General features: G+C 34.1%; 18 protein-coding genes and 1 pseudogene. 8 read left to right on the top strand and 11 right to left on the bottom strand.

Features of this window, described 5'->3' with window-relative positions; all coding sequences use genetic code 11:
- Positions 1 to 102 precede the first annotated feature (102 nt).
- On the bottom strand, positions 103 to 1,005 hold the full coding sequence (locus CWS01_RS20840) for a helix-turn-helix domain-containing protein (RefSeq protein ID WP_101179236.1): 903 nt from the start codon (positions 1,003 to 1,005) through the stop codon (positions 103 to 105).
- A 317-nt stretch (positions 1,006 to 1,322) separates the two neighbouring features.
- Between CWS01_RS20840 and CWS01_RS22550 the strand changes: the two genes are divergently transcribed.
- Both CWS01_RS22550 and CWS01_RS20835 read left to right on the top strand, forming a co-directional pair.
- Complete coding sequence (locus CWS01_RS22550) at positions 1,323 to 1,466, top strand: hypothetical protein (RefSeq protein WP_157827714.1); 144 nt, start codon at positions 1,323 to 1,325, stop codon at positions 1,464 to 1,466.
- A 439-nt stretch (positions 1,467 to 1,905) separates the two neighbouring features.
- Positions 1,906 to 2,319: a PhzF family phenazine biosynthesis isomerase gene (locus tag CWS01_RS20835; protein WP_268877093.1), complete on the top strand. Its 414-nt coding sequence runs from the start codon at positions 1,906 to 1,908 to the stop codon at positions 2,317 to 2,319.
- Positions 2,320 to 2,722: 403 nt separating this feature from the next.
- On the opposite strand, the gene CWS01_RS20830 is transcribed toward CWS01_RS20835, so the two are convergent.
- The 3 genes from CWS01_RS20830 to CWS01_RS20820 are packed head-to-tail and all read right to left on the bottom strand — an operon-like array spanning position 2,723 to position 5,822.
- On the bottom strand, positions 2,723 to 3,700 hold the full coding sequence (locus CWS01_RS20830) for an iron-hydroxamate ABC transporter substrate-binding protein (RefSeq protein WP_101179231.1): 978 nt from the start codon (positions 3,698 to 3,700) through the stop codon (positions 2,723 to 2,725).
- A 41-nt stretch (positions 3,701 to 3,741) separates the two neighbouring features.
- On the bottom strand, positions 3,742 to 4,731 hold the full coding sequence (locus CWS01_RS20825; protein WP_101179229.1) for a FecCD family ABC transporter permease: 990 nt from the start codon (positions 4,729 to 4,731) through the stop codon (positions 3,742 to 3,744).
- Between the two features lie 44 nt (positions 4,732 to 4,775).
- Positions 4,776 to 5,822 (bottom strand): FecCD family ABC transporter permease, encoded by a 1,047-nt coding sequence (locus CWS01_RS20820; RefSeq protein WP_101179227.1) that lies wholly within the window; start codon positions 5,820 to 5,822, stop codon positions 4,776 to 4,778.
- Between the two features lie 361 nt (positions 5,823 to 6,183).
- Between CWS01_RS20820 and CWS01_RS20815 the strand changes: the two genes are divergently transcribed.
- On the top strand, positions 6,184 to 7,233 hold the full coding sequence (locus CWS01_RS20815; protein WP_101179225.1) for an NAD(P)/FAD-dependent oxidoreductase: 1,050 nt from the start codon (positions 6,184 to 6,186) through the stop codon (positions 7,231 to 7,233).
- A 379-nt stretch (positions 7,234 to 7,612) separates the two neighbouring features.
- Here CWS01_RS20815 and CWS01_RS20810 read toward each other — a convergent pair whose 3' ends face one another.
- Positions 7,613 to 8,152: a histidine phosphatase family protein gene (locus CWS01_RS20810; protein ID WP_101179223.1), complete on the bottom strand. Its 540-nt coding sequence runs from the start codon at positions 8,150 to 8,152 to the stop codon at positions 7,613 to 7,615.
- 87 nt (positions 8,153 to 8,239) lie between these two features.
- The gene (locus CWS01_RS20805; RefSeq protein WP_101179221.1) at positions 8,240 to 9,394 is read right to left on the bottom strand and encodes a hypothetical protein; all 1,155 of its coding nucleotides are present in this window, start codon (positions 9,392 to 9,394) and stop codon (positions 8,240 to 8,242) included.
- A gap of 193 nt (positions 9,395 to 9,587) precedes the next feature.
- On the opposite strand from CWS01_RS20805, the gene CWS01_RS20800 reads away from it, so the two are divergent.
- On the top strand, positions 9,588 to 9,923 hold the full coding sequence (locus CWS01_RS20800) for a L,D-transpeptidase (protein ID WP_101179218.1): 336 nt from the start codon (positions 9,588 to 9,590) through the stop codon (positions 9,921 to 9,923).
- A 201-nt stretch (positions 9,924 to 10,124) separates the two neighbouring features.
- Here CWS01_RS20800 and CWS01_RS20795 read toward each other — a convergent pair.
- Positions 10,125 to 10,814 (bottom strand): annotated as a pseudogene (locus tag CWS01_RS20795) (RNA-guided endonuclease TnpB family protein); the annotation flags it as partial.
- A 364-nt stretch (positions 10,815 to 11,178) separates the two neighbouring features.
- Entirely contained in the window at positions 11,179 to 11,943 is a 765-nt protein-coding gene (locus CWS01_RS20790; protein ID WP_101179216.1) for a hypothetical protein, read from the bottom strand.
- A gap of 287 nt (positions 11,944 to 12,230) precedes the next feature.
- Here CWS01_RS20790 and CWS01_RS20785 point away from each other — a divergent pair, with 287 nt between their 5' ends.
- The gene (locus tag CWS01_RS20785; protein WP_101179213.1) at positions 12,231 to 12,473 is read left to right on the top strand and encodes a DUF2164 domain-containing protein; all 243 of its coding nucleotides are present in this window, start codon (positions 12,231 to 12,233) and stop codon (positions 12,471 to 12,473) included.
- A 215-nt stretch (positions 12,474 to 12,688) separates the two neighbouring features.
- Here CWS01_RS20785 and CWS01_RS20780 read toward each other — a convergent pair whose 3' ends face one another.
- Complete coding sequence (locus tag CWS01_RS20780; protein ID WP_168714435.1) at positions 12,689 to 13,903, bottom strand: TolB family protein; 1,215 nt, start codon at positions 13,901 to 13,903, stop codon at positions 12,689 to 12,691.
- Positions 13,904 to 14,048: 145 nt separating this feature from the next.
- Between CWS01_RS20780 and CWS01_RS20775 the strand changes: the two genes are divergently transcribed.
- From CWS01_RS20775 to CWS01_RS20770, 3 genes are read left to right on the top strand one after another with little or no spacing between them, the layout of a single operon-like run.
- Positions 14,049 to 14,378, top strand: coding sequence for a hypothetical protein (locus CWS01_RS20775; RefSeq protein WP_101179211.1), 330 nt, complete (start codon positions 14,049 to 14,051; stop codon positions 14,376 to 14,378).
- Positions 14,379 to 14,411: 33 nt separating this feature from the next.
- A complete protein-coding gene (locus CWS01_RS23570) occupies positions 14,412 to 14,603 on the top strand; it encodes a YqeB family protein (RefSeq protein ID WP_456238047.1) in 192 nt (63 codons plus the stop codon).
- A 37-nt stretch (positions 14,604 to 14,640) separates the two neighbouring features.
- Positions 14,641 to 14,985, top strand: coding sequence for a CysS/YqeB C-terminal domain-containing protein (locus CWS01_RS20770; RefSeq protein ID WP_456238046.1), 345 nt, complete (start codon positions 14,641 to 14,643; stop codon positions 14,983 to 14,985).
- 124 nt (positions 14,986 to 15,109) lie between these two features.
- On the opposite strand, the gene CWS01_RS20765 is transcribed toward CWS01_RS20770, so the two are convergent.
- Positions 15,110 to 16,363, bottom strand: a complete 1,254-nt coding sequence (locus tag CWS01_RS20765; RefSeq protein WP_101179207.1) for a DUF445 domain-containing protein — start codon at positions 16,361 to 16,363, stop codon at positions 15,110 to 15,112.
- Between the two features lie 333 nt (positions 16,364 to 16,696).
- Positions 16,697 to 17,674 carry a metal ABC transporter substrate-binding protein gene (locus CWS01_RS20760; protein WP_101179205.1) on the bottom strand — a complete coding sequence of 326 codons (978 nt, stop codon included), beginning with the start codon at positions 17,672 to 17,674 and terminating at the stop codon, positions 16,697 to 16,699.
- Positions 17,675 to 17,968 lie beyond the last annotated feature (294 nt).

Genomic DNA, 17,968 nt, shown 5'->3' with positions numbered 1-17,968 from the left:
TCGTCTTTGTATATGGAAGACCAATTGTTGTCTTTTAAGGACATGTTTCTAACTATTATTTACTAAAAAATCCCCTGCTAAAAAATTAGCAGAGGAAAATGACTAATCTTTATAAGTAATCGTTTTCAGTTTTGTATATAACGTACGAAAACGTCCAGGAGAGCAATCCATAGCGGAATGAAAAACACGGGTAAAGTAATGAATGTTGGAAAAACCAGTTTCTTCCGCAATATCTTTTATCGATAAATCCGTTGTTTTAAGGAGCATTGCAGCCTTTTGAATTCTTTCATTCTGAATATATTCTGTGTAGCTGACTCCTAATTCTGATGCAAATAGTCTAGATAAATGCCGGCTTGATATATGTAAATGTGCTGCTAGTTCTGTAAGTTTTAAAGAACTAGCGAGATTGTCTTTGATAAGTAATTTAGCTTGATTCAAAATAATGCATGATTTTTTATGTATAGACTTATCATTATGGTACTCTATGCGAGGAACAAATGTTTCTACTATTAAAAGAATAAGAGAACTAGCCAGATTTTCTAGAATTTCCTTAAAAAATGTATGTTCAGCTTTTGCAGCTTGCAGAAGCAGAGATTTCCATATCATCGGAAGCGCTTCATCTTTATCTATATCAATTATAAATTCAGAACATTGCTTTGCCTCTTTTATTTTATGAATCCACTCTTTACTAGACTCTGACTCTATTAAATCAAAACCGACATATACGAGAGAAAGTCCATTTTCGCTTTGGATTTGATGAGTTACATCTGGTCTTGAAAAAAACATCGTATTCTTTTGAATTGGGTAAGCACAATCCCCTTCCATATATATCCCATGCCCATCCAGTACATAACAGATTTCAAAAAAGGAATGCTTATGCGGTAGATTGTCATAATGTTTAAGAATAGCTCCCCAATAATTCACATAAAAGGTTGCACCGTTATTTTTGATGCGATGAACATATTCGTTTAAAGAGATTTTTCCAGCTATAAATTTATTAAACAAATCTGCTCCTCCTTTTTAAAACTCAATTTATTTGTTTAATTAACAATAAAAATATAATGGAAACATGGAAATTTGTCTAGAATACAATTCTACTAATTTAAATAGAAGAAATCTTTTAATCAGCTATGATTAAGCTCCTAAATGCTTATCAAATATAATTAGTTTCCCTTATAAAAAACTGGATATTTTTCCCTAATAAGGGAAGTTACGTCGAAATCACCCGAAATGTAACCGTTTACTTTCCTTAACTATTCTTTTACAATAAACTGTAAATACAACGTAAATTTCTAGATTAAAAAAGAAAGGCGATGAATCAGATGAGTAAAAATCCATTGGTTTGTTTTATGAAAGAAGATCATTTTGAAATAAATTTATATTTAACCTTTTTATTTTCAAAATTTCATAAAGAATCAAAAGAAATTGCTAGAGAACAAACAGAAACTGTAGATAAATATTGTTAAGCACCATGGTAAATAAATATCCAACTAAACAGAAAAAGCTCTTTTTCTTTAGGTGTAGAAAAAATCATACTTTTCCCTACACCTATTTTAGGCTAACAATTATAACTATTAATATATCAAAATAACTTAGTTATTAAAATACTTTGACCTTTTGTCTATTCTTTATCCCTACGTCTCTTGTTGATCCAAATTATTTTTCTTATTCATGCTAAAATAAAAGCAGCCAGTCAGCATATGAGAAGATGATGGATACATGAAATCAGTTAAAGTTTATCATTATGATTATGATGCATCCAGCAAATATCCAGGAAAAGGTAACCTAACAGACTTAGTACTTGCAGATAGTATTTTTTGAGACAAGGAAATACAAAGTATTGCTTTAAAAATAGGTTTTAATGAAACTTCTTTCGTTGCTAAATCGGATATTAGCGGCATATAAATCCGCTATTTTACCCCAGGACCTGAAATGAACTTATGTGGCCACGCAACAATGGCAACTGTTTATGCATTAAAAACAAGAGGTTTTTTAGAAGATAAAACAACTATTACAATAGAAATAAAAGCCGGAGTATTCCTAATACATATCCAAACCAATGAACAAAATGAACTATCTATTACCATGAAACAAGCCACCTCACAATTTAAAGCATTTGCTGGATCGATAGACAACTTGGCATATTCACTCGGAATATCAAAAGAAGATATAAGAGAAGATTTACCAATTGCATATGGAAACACTGGCATTTGGACCCTGCTAATTCCCTTCCAAAAACTAGAGACGTTTAAAAGAATGCAACCAAATAATAAGCTATTTCCTTCTATATTAAAGGAAATGCCAAAGGCTTCTCTTTAACCATTTTGTTTGGAGGCCATTTATGAAGAAAATAACATGCATGCTCGCCACTTTTTCTCTCCTTACTCTGGAATAACAAAATATCCATTTACTGGAAATTAAGTGTATGTAAACGAACGGACTACTTTTTATAAAGGCTAAAGTGTAACTTTAATCAGGCTTTAACTGGCAAGTTTCTTCCCACCCAGATTTCTTGTTTCTCTTAGCATTTCTTAGGTGGAGGTCAAAAGCTCATTAAATAGTAATAAAAAAATGGGGCATCCAATAAGTCGATTTTTTGGCTAGTGGATGCCCCTGGTCATGTTCAAGAATGCTGATATACCGTTTTCTTATTTTTAAATTCCAATGGACTTGCTCTTTTTCAGCAGCCCCATTACTGTTATCTTTTTAATAGATTTATTGTTTACTTGCTGTTTTCTGTTAAACTTTCTGAGACAAAATCAATTTGATTATCTAATGCCATAATATCTTGAAAATAGAGCGTTTGCACATCATATATATGTACATTTCCAGCTTTTACTGCAGGTAGATCTTTCCATACTTTCAATGACATAATTTCCTTTTTTCTTGCTTCCTCATTGTTTGCACCAACACTAGCACCGCGAACGCCTAAAAAGATATGGTCTGCTTCTCCTAGGTATTCCGGCAATGTTTCTAATGAAATTTCAGCCCAGCCTGTTTTAAAGGCAGCTTCTTCTACTTTGGCAGGTGCATGCAATCCAAATTCATTATAAATAATTTCGCCGCCGCGACCATAATTTTTTCCAAATAAATAAACTTGCTTATCAGAAAGCTCTACTAAAGCCACTTTTTCGTTTTTATCAATTTTTTGGAACAGCTCATTTTTTTTCGTTTTAACTTTCTCATCAAATGCTGCCAGTGCCTTTTTTGCTTCCTCTTTTTTGTTTAAAATCTCGCCGATTTTTGTCAATCTTTCTCGATAATCGTATTTGCCGAAGGGAAGCAGCACAGTTGGAGCAATTTTAGACAGTTGTTCATAATATTCTTCATTATAGGTTAAGATGACATCTGGTTTTAAACCAGCAACTTTTTCGATAGAGATGGATGTTTTATCGCCAACCGACTCTACTCCTTTTAATTGATCTTTATAATAAGGTGTTTCGAATATCCAACCCGAAGCTCCAACAGGTGTAATTCCTAGCGTCAGTACTTCACCAACATAATCTTGATCCGCAACTACTACTCTTTTTGGATTTGCTGGAAGCTCAATATCTCCTTTGTCGCTTTTGTAAATGTGTGTTTTTGCTGAGTCTTCCTTGTTTTCTTTATCAGAGGTTGATGCACTATTAGTCCCGCATGCACTTAATATCACCATCATGATAAATGTAAAACAAAGCATTGTTATTCTATTAAATCTCATGTTAAAAGTTCCCCCTATATTGTTATAATATTTTTAATTTCTTATTTATCTGTTTTTGCCAATAAATATAAAAAGTAGGGCGCACCCATAATAGCGACAATAATTCCTGCAGGTATTTCTGCTGGCTGTAAAATGGACCTTCCGATCGTATCTGCAAGAATTAATAAAAAGGCTCCTGCAAATGCTGCTGCTGGCAAAAGAAAAAAATGATCCGCACCAATTAGACGCCGTGCCAAATGTGGGCCTATTAGTCCAATAAATCCTATTCCTCCACTGACCGATACACAGGATGCCGCAAGACCCACTGCCGCTAGCAGTAATTTTAATCGCTCTTTTTCTACTTTCACACCGAGTCCAATGGCGAGATTGTCTCCAAAACTCAACACATTTAATACTTTTGATTTATACCATACATACGGAAATATAAAGAGAAGCCATGGAAGCAAACTGATTACATGCTGCCAATTAGTCCCCCAAATTCTTCCTGCTAACCATACAGCTAAAACATCATATTTTTGTGGCGGCAGCCTTAAAGAAAGAACTGTCATTAATGCACTAATGGCTGCTGCCATTGCTATTCCTGTTAAAATCAGCCTAATTGGAAGAACGCCTTCTTGCTTTTTATAAGATAATAAATAAATAATAGCTGCTGTTATAATCCCGCCAATTAATGATAAAAACGGCAATATGTAAATAGGTGTCTCTAATTCTGACGGAAAAAATGCCAAAAACAATACAACCATTAAACCAGAACCCGTTGTTATTCCAAGAATGCCTGGGTCTGCCAAAGCATTTCTTGAAACACCTTGCAATATGCAGCCAGATACTGCAAGACCCGCCCCAACTAGAAGGGAAATGACTATCCTCGGCAGTCGAAATTCAAATAAAATAAGGTGTTGAAATGAAGTTCCGCCGTCTAATAATGTATAAATTATTTCGTTTGGAGACAATGGTGTTTCTCCAGTATTCATGCTAATAAAAAAGATAAGTACAATGAGCAAAAAAAACATGGATAAAACAAACCAACGCATCTTTTTTTTCTTTTTTTCGTAGTTATTCGTTGCTTTTATTGCTTCTATTGCATTTCCCTCCCTTCTTTTCGTGCTACATAAAGAAAAAAAGGTACTCCAATAAGAGCAAAAATTGCGCCTATCGGTGTTTCATGAGGAGCATTTATCATTCTTGCCCCTATATCAGCAAGAGATGTTAATAGTCCACCAAGTACGGCAGAACATGGAATAATCCAGCGATAATCAACCCCAACTAGAAATCTTGTTATATGTGGAACAACTAATCCAACAAAACCTATTGGACCTGCAACTGAAACGGATGCTCCTGCTAGTACAAAAACAATAATCGCACCTGCAATTTTCACAAATTTTGTGCGCTGCCCCAACCCTGTTGCTACTTCTTCTCCAAGACTTAATACGGTGATAGAACGAGAGATTACTAGCGATCCAACCAACGCAGCGATTGCCCATGGAAGCATCAGCTTTAATTGAGCCCACTTCACCCCAGCCATTCCTCCCGCAAACCAAAATGCTAAGTCTTGACTCAAGTTGAAATAAATGGCGATTCCCTCACTAAGTGCCGTAAATAAAGCAGTAACTGCTGCTCCAGCCAAAACAAGACGAATGGGTGTTACCCCTTTTCTTGATAAAGACCCAACTCCATATACAAGTGCCACACTAAGGCTTGCTCCAAGAAATGAAAATAAAATGAGAAAATTATAGGAAACCCCTGGAAAAAAGGCAAAACAAAGAGCCACCATAAATACTGCTCCAGCATTTAAGCCAAGCAATCCAGAATCCGCCAATGGATTTCGTGTCATTCCTTGCATGACAGATCCCGCCACTGCAAAAGATGCTCCTACTACAATATCTGCCACAGATCGCGGAACTCGAATTTGATGAATGATAGAGTGTTCTGTGCTATTCGGATTATAATGGAAAATAGATTCCCATACCGTTAGCAGATCAATATTTGCTGCTCCAACTGATATTGACAAAGCAAGGACAAACGCTAATATTCCCAGTCCAACAGTTATTATTACAGAAGCAGTTATCGGACGCGACGACACTTGTACACTCTTATATCTTAATTCAGTTTCATTTTTTGACATATTATTACTTCCTTACATTTTCCATTCTTTTTTCTTTACCAATCTTATTTATGTATAAAAATGTTGTAAATATCAGTTCACTCCTCTTAAATGAAATTGAAAATCATTATCAAAAAGTATGTTAACAAATATATTTTCAAAAATCAATCTATTATTTTTGCTGAAATTTAGTATTACCTATATTAATTATTCATAAATACAAATATATGTTTCTTTCATTTTTGGCAAAACAAACATTAAAAAATTTTTCCTTTATTGCCAAAATTATCTGTTTTTACTATTGTGCAATTTTCGAAAACACTGTATATTATTCTTTAATGAGAATGATAATCAATATTATTTATTTTAAGGAGGAATGAAATTGAAACAAGAAGAATTATTTGACATAACCATTATTGGCGGAGGTCCAGCAGGACTTTATTCCGCATTTTATAGCGGACTAAGAGAAATGAAAACAAAACTAATTGAATTCCAGCCACATTTAGGCGGGAAAATTCATGTATATCCAGAGAAAATGATTTGGGATGTTGGCGGCATTACCCCTATTCCAGGAGAACAATTAATTAAGCAGCTTGTGGAACAAGGCTTAACCTTTGATCCAGAAGTTGTATTAAATGAAAAAATTGAAAAAATTACGCAAACAGAAGAAGGCATTTTTATACTTCATTCATCTTCTGGCTGTAAACATTTTTCCAAAACAGTTATCGTTGCTGTTGGCGGCGGCATTTTAAATCCACAGAAGCTTGAAATTGAAGGAGCAGAACGATTTGAAGTATCCAATCTTAATTATACGGTCAAATCTTTAAAACGATTTAAAGATAAAACCGTTATTATTTCAGGTGGAGGCAATACAGCTATTGATTGGGCAAATGAATTAGAGCCAATCGCCAAAAAAGTGTATTTAACCTACCGTAAAGATGCGCTTGCTGGGCATGAAGCACAAGTCACTCAATTGATGGATAGTTCGGTTGAATGTTTTTTTAGCACGTCCATCACAAAACTTATCGCCAAAAGCAATCATGAGGTCATTGAATATGTAGAATTAACCAATCATGAAACAGGAGTACAAACAGAACTTGCTATTGATGAAATCATTATTAATCATGGTTATGAACGGGAAAAAGCCTTGCTGCAAAACAGTGAATTAAATATTAATATCGCCAATAACTATTATATTGCTGGAACATCTACTAGCGAATCCTCGATACCAGGACTATATGCTGCTGGAGATATTCTCCACCATGATGGCAAATTGCACTTAATTGCAGGAGCTTTTCAAGATGCAGCAAATGCCGTAAATGCAGCCAAACAATACATACAGCCAGATTCCAATAAGTTCGGCATGGTTTCTTCCCACAATGAACTTTTTAAAGGGCGCAACAGAGAGATTTTAAAACAAATGATGAACTAAAGCAGAGCTTGAATCGAGGTATTTATTTTACAGAAAATAGATAGAATGTAATAACATCTACAACAGAAAATAAAAACAGTCAGGATCTCAAATGGCCTGTGGCTGTTTTTATTTATTTTTTTAACTAAATGACTATTTTTTCAAAATAGATATTTGCTCTTTTCCAGACGTTATTTCCGTTATTACGTTCATCCACCCATTTTCAATTGATTCTACTTTACTAGTAATATGTTTATCTAAGCTAAGCCGGTACTTCATTATTTTTTAGCATTAGTACCCTTTTTTTTGCTTTTTCCTTCATATTCCCTAATTTCCCCTCTAATAGATTTGTGAAATAAGAATATATATTGAAGATAAAAATAAACACACTCTATTTATTCTAAAAAAAACGCTCGACATGGTACTCCCTCTCTGAAACTTGCAGAAGAAATAGATCAGGATTGCTTAATTTTTCCCATTGTTTAAAGCCAAAGCTTTTATCATAATAGTTTAATAATAGGCTCATGATATTGCCATGCGTTACAATAATTACATTCTTATCCTTGCTTTTCCTTACTTCGTCTACAACCTGTACAATTCGATTCATTGCTTCTCTGCTAGATTCGCCGCCGATGAATTTCAGCTCTATATCAGAAAAACTCGCTTCTAATTTCTCTAGCCAATCTATATAAGAAACGGAACTAAGGACTCGCTCCGAAAGTCTATTGTCTGCTTGTATGGGTAGTTTCTTCTTTTCTGCATAGGGCTTAATAGATTGAATGGCACGAAAGAATGGACTGGAAATAATGCGATCGACTGGAATATCAGCAAGAATGTCTGCTAATTTTTTTGCTTGTTTACATCCTAATTCGGTTAACTCTGCATCTGCTTCCTGCCCTTTTGCTTGGCAATGCCTAATAAGATAAATATTTTTCTTCATAAGTCCCTTCCCCTCCTTTTATCCGCTCTCTTCTTTTCATTTTAAAAAAACAGTTCTTTTTTACAACTATTTTATTTTTTCAGCATATTATGCCGTAATAAAACCATTGATAGCACATGCTGTATAAACATAAATAGTGGTTGGTGTAGTTAGATCATCTGCTAAAAAGATAAGACAATCGCAAACATTTAAAACATTAAGAAGATCAGTTGGGGATGTTTGTCCTTCCAGCAAAAGTTGAACAGGTACGCCAAATCGTGCAGCACTTGCTAAATCTGATGCGATTGTACTATCGCAAACAAAGTCTTTACTCCATGTACATTCACAAGAATAGCTTGGCAAAATATTGCATGTAGCAGCAAGTTGATTTACTAATGCAAATAATTCATTTGATGCTGAACTTACACTTATTCCGTTCAGCTGATTAAATAAAACAGTGGTACTTGGAAAATTCTCCGTCTGTCCTTCTTCCATAAATGTAACAGTTCGACAATTATTAATATTTGTGATAACTTGATTCTCCACTGGATTCGGAGTTGTTTGAAAAGATAATTCTATATTCACCCCATTATCTGGGGTAGTGTTTTGAAGGGCTTGAATTTGCTTTAATAAGGCACAGAGGGATTGACGGCAGCATTCTTCACAATGTTCCATACCTCTTTTTTTATTGCAGCTATCATCACATTTTTTATTACATGAATTACAAGAAGGAGATAAATTAATCGTTATGCCACTCACCCTTGTATCGATAGTTTGATTATTATTAAGTGGAGAATTATTGGTATGTCCGCTTACATTTTGGTCGCCTATATTTTGATCTCCTAATGTCTGTGTTTGATTTCCATGAGACTGATTTTGTGTTACCTCTTGATTGCCTAAATTTTGCTCAGTGTTGCCAAATGTTTGCTGTACATTTCCTAATGTATGGTTTTGCTGTGTATCAGAAATAGATTGGCTTTGCTCTCCGCCTTCTTGTGTTATTTGCTGATTTCCAATTGATTGAGTCTGTTCAACCCCTTCTAAAAGTTGCTCTTGATCTCCGATAGTTTGATTTTGTTCTGGATTGCCTCCCTCTTGGTTAGGAGACTGATGACATAATTCCTGTTTACACACCATATCTGATGGCATGTCAGATGTGCCATTCTTTTTCCTTTTTTCTAAATAATGCTTAGTCCATTGCCTCGCATTTTTATTTCTTGTTTCGTTATTACAAACTTGATTTTTTCCCTCTGAGTTTAACATCCCATTCACTCCGATAATATGGTAGACTGCTTACTTGTTACTATTGTTATGAATGATAGGGACAAGTGGTTCGTTATCAGATGAAAAATAGATTGGCGCCTATAATAAAGCCTCTAACAATTCTTTCACTTCATCCTCTGTACAGAACAATTATCCAACTTATACCATATACTAGTAAAAAGGAGTGAGTTCAATGGCTAAATGGATTGATGTTTCTGTCTCAACTCGTAAATTAAAACTTTATGATGCAAGCAAACTATTAAAAACATACCCAATTGCTGTTGGGAAAATGTTAACACCAACACCTGATGGCAACTATAAAATCATTAATAAACAAAATAATCCAGGAGGACCATTTGGTGTATTATGGATGGGGCTTTCTAAACCCCATTACGGCATCCACGGCACCAACAATCCCGCTTCCATCGGTAAAAAGGTTTCAAAAGGCTGCATTAGAATGCAAAACCATGATGTATTAGATTTATCTTCTCGTGTTGGAGTTGGCACAAATGTATTTATCCATAAATAAAAAATTACTAGTTATGGTAGACACTACAAACATTCTCCTGTTTATTTCGCTGAATCTACAAATCGGAGCATTCCTTTTGCCACCGCTATTACATCATTGCCATTAAAAATAATGCAGGCTGTTCTTCCTTCATATGTCTCCCCATCAAATTCTCCTAAAACTATTACATAGCCTTTTTTAAAGTGATAAATTAAATGTTTAGCATTTTCGTTTCAAAGCCACTTGTTGTCGTCTAGACAGAATACGCTGTGCATCGGACAATTTCTTTTCCCATGTACGAAACCATTTAGGGTTTCCAATGACTTCACCAGTTGAAAGGATGGCAAAGTTTTTTAATCCAACATCCACTCCAACAGATGAGCCGATTTTAGGTAATTCTCGCACTTCTTTTTCCACTAAGATAGACACAAGATAGTTGCCACTTGGATTACACCTAATTGTAGCTCTTAAGATGCGGCCTTCTACTTCCCGACTTTTGGCGAAGCGAACAAGACCAAGTTTAGGTAGTTTAATGTGGTTGACTACAACGGCAATATTACCGTTAGTGTACTTGGTTGTATAGGATTGTACAGGATTCTTTTTCGACTTAAATCGTGGGGATTTGTTTTGTTTCTGGAAGAATCGAGCATAGGAATCGTTCAGGTTTTGGAGGGAAGATTGAAGAGCAGTGCTATCCATTTCTTTTAACCATTCTAAACTTTTCTTTAATGATGGCAATTGAGAAGAGCAAGCCTTATAAGTTAACCCTTTGCCCGTTTCTGTGTAAGCACCCTTCCATTTTTCCAAAAAATAGTTGAATACAAAACGGGAACAGCCGATGGTTTTAGCAATCAGTATTTCCTGTTTTTGGTTGGGATAGATGCGAAATTTATAGGATTTATGGACTAACATCGCTGTTTCCCTCCTTTTCTAACCTATTATAACGAGTTAAGAAAGGGAAAAGACATAAAAAAAAGAATATTCTCTCTATTTTCTATTAGTAGAAAAGATAAGATAAGAGATGGCAAGGAAGAACACCCGTATATCCTTCTTATCCATTTCTTTCATGCAGCACTCAAACAGTCGGACAATCGAGATAAGAAATCAACCCATCCCTTGTCCGAAGGCGATTCATCCCCACCTTACTCATTGGGCTACACCCTTCTTCTTCCTTGAAGATGGGGTATTCTCGCCTATTCAAGATAAATCATTTATCAAAAAAGCTTTTAATGGCTCTTTATATAACTTCACTCTTTCTTCCACCTCACCTTTTGCGTTATTTATAATAAGGAGGCGAATCTCCCCTATGTTGTATTTCCAAAACACCCTCCCGATCGACTTGATTTGAAATGATGTATTGCCCTTTTTCATTTTCTTTTTTCCATTTTTCTGTAAATGTTACTAAATATGTATTCTTTTTTATTTTTTGTGCATTTGTTTCTCTTGTTACCTGATAACCATTAACAGATCCCTCCCATTTGCCAATTTCTTTTGGGAAATAGCTTATGTCTGTTCCTGCTCCATTCATCAAAAAAGCAACCGCATCTGCTTCGGTAAACGCCGGCATTTTTGGAGAGCTTATCTGCAAATAACCCCAGATTAGCCCTACCACCACAATTGGTATTAAAAAAAAACAGCCGATATTAAAAGGGAAAACATCTTTAAACAGCATCTTATCCAATGCTGCATACACCAATGCAGCCAAAAACCCTGTTACAGCTGCAAAAATATTTATAGTAAGTATGCCAAATAATGCTCCAAAAAAAGACACAATGATTACATACAGCCAATCTTGTTTCGGAACATATTTTCTTTGCAAAAACTCTACTGCAATCGATACTAAGTTTCCATATAACAAAATAATAACGAACACGTACATAAAATAAACCAAAAACCAGCCAATAAAATCATTTCCTTGATTATAAGAAGATTCTATATCTGAATAAATATACCAAAAGGTAAAAACGAACGCTGGTAAAAAAGTAGAAATAAATGTCGCTGTTATTTTTCTGGGGATGATATCCTGTAACTCTGCTTGCATATTCTCCTCCATTAATTGCTCTTTTTGATAATTTTACCATTAATTAATTTTGCGCGGCCTATTTCTTATAACATTCAGAAAATTCTTGTTCTAAAATTAAACATACTAAATCCCTGTGGAAAAGCTTTTTAGAGTCATCCCCATTTTTCTTTTCGTATATGTTCATTTTTTGTTATGTACCTTATTATTTCTTTTGTACATATTTTCCCTTAAAAATATAGGCTACTCTTTTCCTTTTTTCACTTGTATAATGACAAGTATTCTAATAGAAGAAGGAGTGTTTTTTTTTGTTCTACAAATTAACAAAAGAACAGCAGCAATTAATGATCTCTCATATACAAACTTTTTTTACGCAAGAACGTGAGGAAGAAATATCAGAATTTGCCGCCGAAAGAGTGCTAGATTTTGTAAAAGAATCACTTGCGCCCCATTTTTATAATGCTGGAGTACTTGATGCGAAAAAAGTAATCGAAGATCAGTACACTTCATTGGAAGATGAAATTCTAACATTGGAAAGACCAATAAAATAAACTAACATCTATAAAAGAATAGTCAATCTAGAAAAAATGCTCAGGACAACAAGCCCTCAGCATTTTTATTTTTGCTTCTATTTTTTGATGCTTTGCTCCATTTTTTCGGTGTTTTGATTTATTTTTTTAAAACAGTTATCTTTCGATTTACCTACCAATCCGTTCAAAGCAAAATCCACGTATCTTTCGCCCCTTATTAGCCAGCACTTTTTTACTTATGGATAAATCACCGGTGCTTCGTCTACTTTTTTAATCCAAATCTGTTCCTTTCCATTAATCCCCTCTTTTATCATGGCTGATTTTTCATGTCCTTCTCGAATCCAAGTTATAAAAGAGCCGATAACTTTTGGACTTGTATCTATTTCTTTTTCAGATGGAAAAGTAAATTGCTTTTGCTGTGCGGTTTTTAGATTAACAACGTATAATTTAGAATACATTATTGGCACTGGTCCTTCTTGCCATGTTTTATTTTCCTTTGCACGAGCCACAATAATTGCCTCTTTTGACAACCATTCCAAATCTAAATCTACATAATCTTTTGGCGTGTATTCTTTCTGTCGGCTGACAATGGGAATATCAGCGATCGTCATTTTTTTATCCTGCACTAAAAATCTTCCCTCACCAGATATATAAGCTAATTTATTTTCATACGGGGACCATTTTATCCATTTTTTGTTAATCAGCATTTTCCCAATCGCTTGAAAGTTTGTCCCTGCTTCCGACAGCACACATAATGTGTTGCTGTCATTAGACCAAGAAGCTGTTGGTATTGCTAAAAAACTGAGCCATTTATAGTCTTTGCTCCATTGAAAAATAGTTGCATCGATTGCAAATAAATCTTTTTCATCTGTTTGAATCGTATAAAAGGGTTTTATTTTGGTGCTATCAAGATTAGCATTTACTGGAACACGAAAAAGTCTAACAGATCCCCATCCTGTTGGCAGCAATTGGGCTTGAGACGATACAATGAATTCTTTGCCATTTGGATACCAGACAAAATCGCTAACACCTAATGCCACATTTTCAAACCTTTTTGGAATACCATTTTCTGTTTTCGTTACATTTAATCCGCCCCACGTAGTATAAGCAATTTGATTAGCTATCGGAGACCATTGAAAATGAAAAACTTCCATCCCTTCATATGGCTGATAAGTTTTTTTCTGCTTTGTATCATATACATATAAAAATGTTTTTTCTCCATTTTCCTCTCCTTTTAAATAGCCTAGAAAACGGCCATCAGAGGACCATTTTGGATTATATACGTATTGATCTTTTGTAATTTTCTGTTCAATTCCTCCCTCTTTTATCCATAATTTATGATCTCTAATAAACGCAGCTTTTAGTGGCACTTCTGCTGAAACATAAGGAATATAAAGCATAAAACTAAGCATGCAAACAATCATTATTATCTTAATTAATTTCATATCCATTCCTCCTTCTGATAGAATGCCTGATCAGAATAGAAACAATACTGGCTGACTAAAATACAAAGATGATTTAAAATTTGATTAATCAATTGAAGGAGTATAGTATGGAAAATAATGAAAGCAAACAATCCTTTATTGCAGAAGCAAGATGAGAACAGAAGATCATATTCCTTATTATCAATTGCAGGATGAGGAGGAAGGCGATCCTATACAAGAATTGCTCGAAAGCATATTAAATCAAGGGAAACAAACAAAAGAATTTGGGGAATTTGACAATGGCCTTGTAAAACAAATAATCATTGGAGCAATTTCAGAAAGAATGTTTTCTTCTATTAATGAAGAAATAGAATTTGATTCCTATTTTCATGAACTAAAACGCTTAATTTTGAAGTGGTGCAATAAAAATTTGGAGGAAAAAATGAACATCCAAACAAATTTAGGTTTAACCCAAATAGAAAAGACGGTATTTTTTATTTAGCCGATGCTAATTGGCGCCATACTCGGATAGTTTATTCCTAATATAGCTGACTTATTGCTAAAATCACCGATTGTTCCGTTCGAAAAATTAGTGATTTATATAGCCAATGCTAATAATTTCTGGATATCTGTTATAGCAATGGTGCTTGGGATTATCGTTGGATTAATTTTTACAGGGATGCGAAACATTAAATATCAAAATTACCGATACAGAGCTTTTGTTTGAGATAAATGATAAAAAAACAAAAATTAGCAAATAGGATATTTCTGCAATTTTTTTAGAAAATAAATCTCTTGTGGTTCTTGGCTTAACGAACAAGGAGCTATACCGTGAAAATACGGATATCAAAATTTCCAAAGCACAAGATACCTTTGCTATGCATGTTTATCCTTGGAAAAAGAAAGACCCCCATGCAAATGAATATAGAAAATGGAATCTGAATGATGTTGATTTCTCAAAAGAAATAACAAATATCCTTTATGCAAGAAGAATTGCGCTGCGAGAACAAAATAAAAAGGAAGCAAAATATCTTCGGGAAGATTTAAATGAATTAGGTGTGGTTGTGCGAGATCAAGATGGACATCAGCATGTGCGAAGGGGGAATTAAATAGCAATTTTGCAGCAATTCTTATGCAAACTGAAACAATAGATGAAAAAAATGCAGCACTTCAGCTAATTCAATAAAAAAGATGATTTCTGCTACGGCAGAAATCATCTTTTTTCCCATTTTATTAAACAATCTCAAACACAACCTGCACAACCGATAAGAGTATCCCAATAATAAATCCGCAAACTGCCCCATTTACGCGAATCCACTGCAAATCTTTGCCCACATTGTTTTCAATCATATCTGTTAATGTTTCATCATCTAATTTATTTAGATTGTCTCTCACAAGATCGCCAATTTTATCATGGTTATTTTCAATAAGAATAGATAATTGTTTTTGAATCCATAGATCAATGACGATTTTATTTTCATTCATTTTCTCTAAAAGATTTGTTGCAAGCGGAAGAAGATACTCCTCCATAAATCTTTCCCCTTCTACAAAATCAAGGGCTTTCTGCTGTAATTGTTTAAGTGCTTCTGTAATGGTGTCATCTGATTTCCAATTGTCTAACAGGCGACTTTTCCATTTTTCAATCCCTAAAAGCACTTTTTCATTTTCATTTAATCCTTCAATTTCTTTGCGGATAAATGTTAATAAAGCTTCTCGGTTTGGTTCATATTCATAACGCAAACTTTTTACTGCACTGATTAACAAGTTTTGAATAATTTTCCCTATTTTTTCTTCTGTCATCAAATTTTGAATGGATTTGATAGCGAATTGTAGCATACCATCTGCTTTTACATTGTTTAAAACATTCATGGATACATTTCCAAGTTTATGAACGGTATCTTCTTTTTTCAGCCATTGTTCCACTTTTACCAAGATATGATCCAAAGCCTTTTCATCCACTTTCTCAGTCAATAGCTGGCTGCTGATCATTTGCAGAATTTTTTTCATATCTACATTGGATAAAGTCGCAATAATTTGTTTTTTTACAAATGGCGTCATTTTCTCTACGTCTATATAGCGGATAATCTGTTGTATCCAGCTAACAGCCAATTTTTGAAAAACTGCCGTTTGCATTTTAGCAGCCACAGTTTGGTGGATCTTTTCCGTAAACGGAACATGCTTTACCTTATCTTGAATGCTTTCTTTGGATAACCAATCATTTTTTAAGACAGAAATCAATCCATTGATCATACGATTGCGATTTTTCGGAAGCAGCGCAGTATGAGGTATGGGAACCCCCAATGGATGGCGGAATAAAGCCGTCACCGCAAACCAGTCTGCTAATCCCCCAATAAGTCCTGCTTCAAATCCACCATGCAGCAATAATATCCATAAAGTATCTTGAAAAGGCATTGTTCCAAGAAATCCTACCAACATAACAATCAGTGAAATTCTAGCAAGTTTTCTTGATGATTTTTTTTTCGACATTTTTTTCCCTCATTTTTACATAATAAAAATTCAACATAATCCAATCATACCAAATATTCTGGAAACCTTGTATCAATTAGATCCGCTACATTCTTTTTATTATAGCAGTTGGACAGGGAAAAATGAAAACAGAAGCAAGCAAATTTTTGCAAAAATAAACATTTTTAGGCTATTTCTGTATAGATTGTTGCTATTTGGCCCAAAGTTATTCTAAAAATTTCCCAGCAGATTCAACAAGCAATAAACTTTTAGAAAACATCCTTTTTAATCTTTAGATAATAAGAACAGAGTCCGGCATCCACTTGGCGCTGGACTCTGCTGTTTTTTAACCGATTATTTTTGATGTTCCACTAATTTCTCCAAATTATTCTCCATTACACTTATATAATCCATTCCTTTTTTCTGGTCTTCTTCACTTATTCCTTCTAATGTGCTTAATACTTCTGTTTTTGCCCCAATTTCTAAAGCAAGTGTTTTCGCTATTTTTGGTGAAGCAAGCTCTTCAAAATAAATGACTTTTACATTATGTTCTTTGGCAAACTTTTGTAATTCTGCTAATTTTTGAGCACTTGGTTCTTCATCCGGAGATAATCCTGCAATTGGAACTTGTGCCATTCCATACTCATTAGTCAAATAGTGAAAAGCAGCATGTTGGGTAATCAACTCTTTTTTCGTTACATTTTGTAATGCTGTACGATATTTGTTATCTAATTCTTTTAAATCTTCAATATATGCCTCACTATTTTTCTCATATACTTCCTTATAAGATGGATCTGCATTTATTAAAGCATCTGTAATAGTTGCTACTTCTTTTTGCGCCAATACTGGGCTTAACCATACATGGGGATCTTTTGCATGAGTATGTTCATGCTCATGATTCTCTTCTTCATGCTCGTGTTCATGTTCTTCTTCCCCTTCTTCTAAAGTTATGCCCTTGCTTGCTTCAATAAATTTCACTTTGCTGTCTCTAACACTCTTTTTTATATCTGCTGCCCATGTTTCCATATATTCGCTATTATAAATAAACAGGCTAGCATTTTGAATATTTCCCATATCCTTTGGTGTCGGTTCCCAATCATGTGGCTCCATTGTGGATGGAATAAGCAATTCAACATCTGCCGCATCACCTGCAATTTGTTTTGTAAATTCATACATAGGATAAAACGTTGTGACAATTTTTATTTTTTCTGTTTTGCTTTTTTCCTTATTTTCATTTGAATTGCTGACACTTTTCTTATTGCCGCAGCCTGCTAATAAAATAATGGCAGCAGCCCCTATTAATAATGTTTTTAAACGATTTGATTTTCTCATATTTTTCCACACAACTTTCTTTTTTTATAAATCAAAATAATTACGTTTTACAAATTTCTTTTATACAAAAGATATGTTTACCGCTTACTATGTAGACAAACTTCTTATAAAATGGAAATGAATTACTTTTGTTATCTGCTTATCATTTTATTATTTTTTTAATACGTAATAATTACGATTTAATCATTAAAATTTTATTTTGTTAGCCTGTTTTTAAATACCTGCTAATAGGATGCTAACTTTTATTTTCACTTTCGTCATTCTCCTTTCTATCAATAGCATTAAACAAATCGT

The sequence above is a fragment of the Niallia nealsonii genome (assembly GCF_002835805.1).
Taxonomy (GTDB): domain Bacteria; phylum Bacillota; class Bacilli; order Bacillales; family Cytobacillaceae; genus Niallia; species Niallia nealsonii.
Note: the sequence above shows the minus strand (reverse complement) of the source record. Positions and strands in the feature narration are given on the sequence as shown.

Excerpts from the sequence above, each read along its gene's own strand:
- CWS01_RS22550 (WP_157827714.1), top strand. The coding sequence starts at position 1,323 with ATGAGTAAAAATCCATTGGTTTGTTTTATGAAAGAAGATCATTTTGAA.
- CWS01_RS20830 (WP_101179231.1), bottom strand. The coding sequence starts at position 3,700 with ATGAGATTTAATAGAATAACAATGCTTTGTTTTACATTTATCATGATG.
- CWS01_RS20825 (WP_101179229.1), bottom strand. The coding sequence starts at position 4,731 with ATGCGTTGGTTTGTTTTATCCATGTTTTTTTTGCTCATTGTACTTATC.
- CWS01_RS20820 (WP_101179227.1), bottom strand. The coding sequence starts at position 5,822 with ATGTCAAAAAATGAAACTGAATTAAGATATAAGAGTGTACAAGTGTCG.
- CWS01_RS20810 (WP_101179223.1), bottom strand. The coding sequence starts at position 8,152 with ATGAAGAAAAATATTTATCTTATTAGGCATTGCCAAGCAAAAGGGCAG.
- CWS01_RS20805 (WP_101179221.1), bottom strand. The coding sequence starts at position 9,394 with ATGTTAAACTCAGAGGGAAAAAATCAAGTTTGTAATAACGAAACAAGA.
- CWS01_RS20800 (WP_101179218.1), top strand. The coding sequence starts at position 9,588 with ATGGCTAAATGGATTGATGTTTCTGTCTCAACTCGTAAATTAAAACTT.
- CWS01_RS20790 (WP_101179216.1), bottom strand. The coding sequence starts at position 11,943 with ATGCAAGCAGAGTTACAGGATATCATCCCCAGAAAAATAACAGCGACA.
- CWS01_RS20780 (WP_168714435.1), bottom strand. The coding sequence starts at position 13,903 with ATGGATATGAAATTAATTAAGATAATAATGATTGTTTGCATGCTTAGT.
- CWS01_RS20775 (WP_101179211.1), top strand. The coding sequence starts at position 14,049 with ATGAGAACAGAAGATCATATTCCTTATTATCAATTGCAGGATGAGGAG.
- CWS01_RS20765 (WP_101179207.1), bottom strand. The coding sequence starts at position 16,363 with ATGTCGAAAAAAAAATCATCAAGAAAACTTGCTAGAATTTCACTGATT.
- CWS01_RS20760 (WP_101179205.1), bottom strand. The coding sequence starts at position 17,674 with ATGAGAAAATCAAATCGTTTAAAAACATTATTAATAGGGGCTGCTGCC.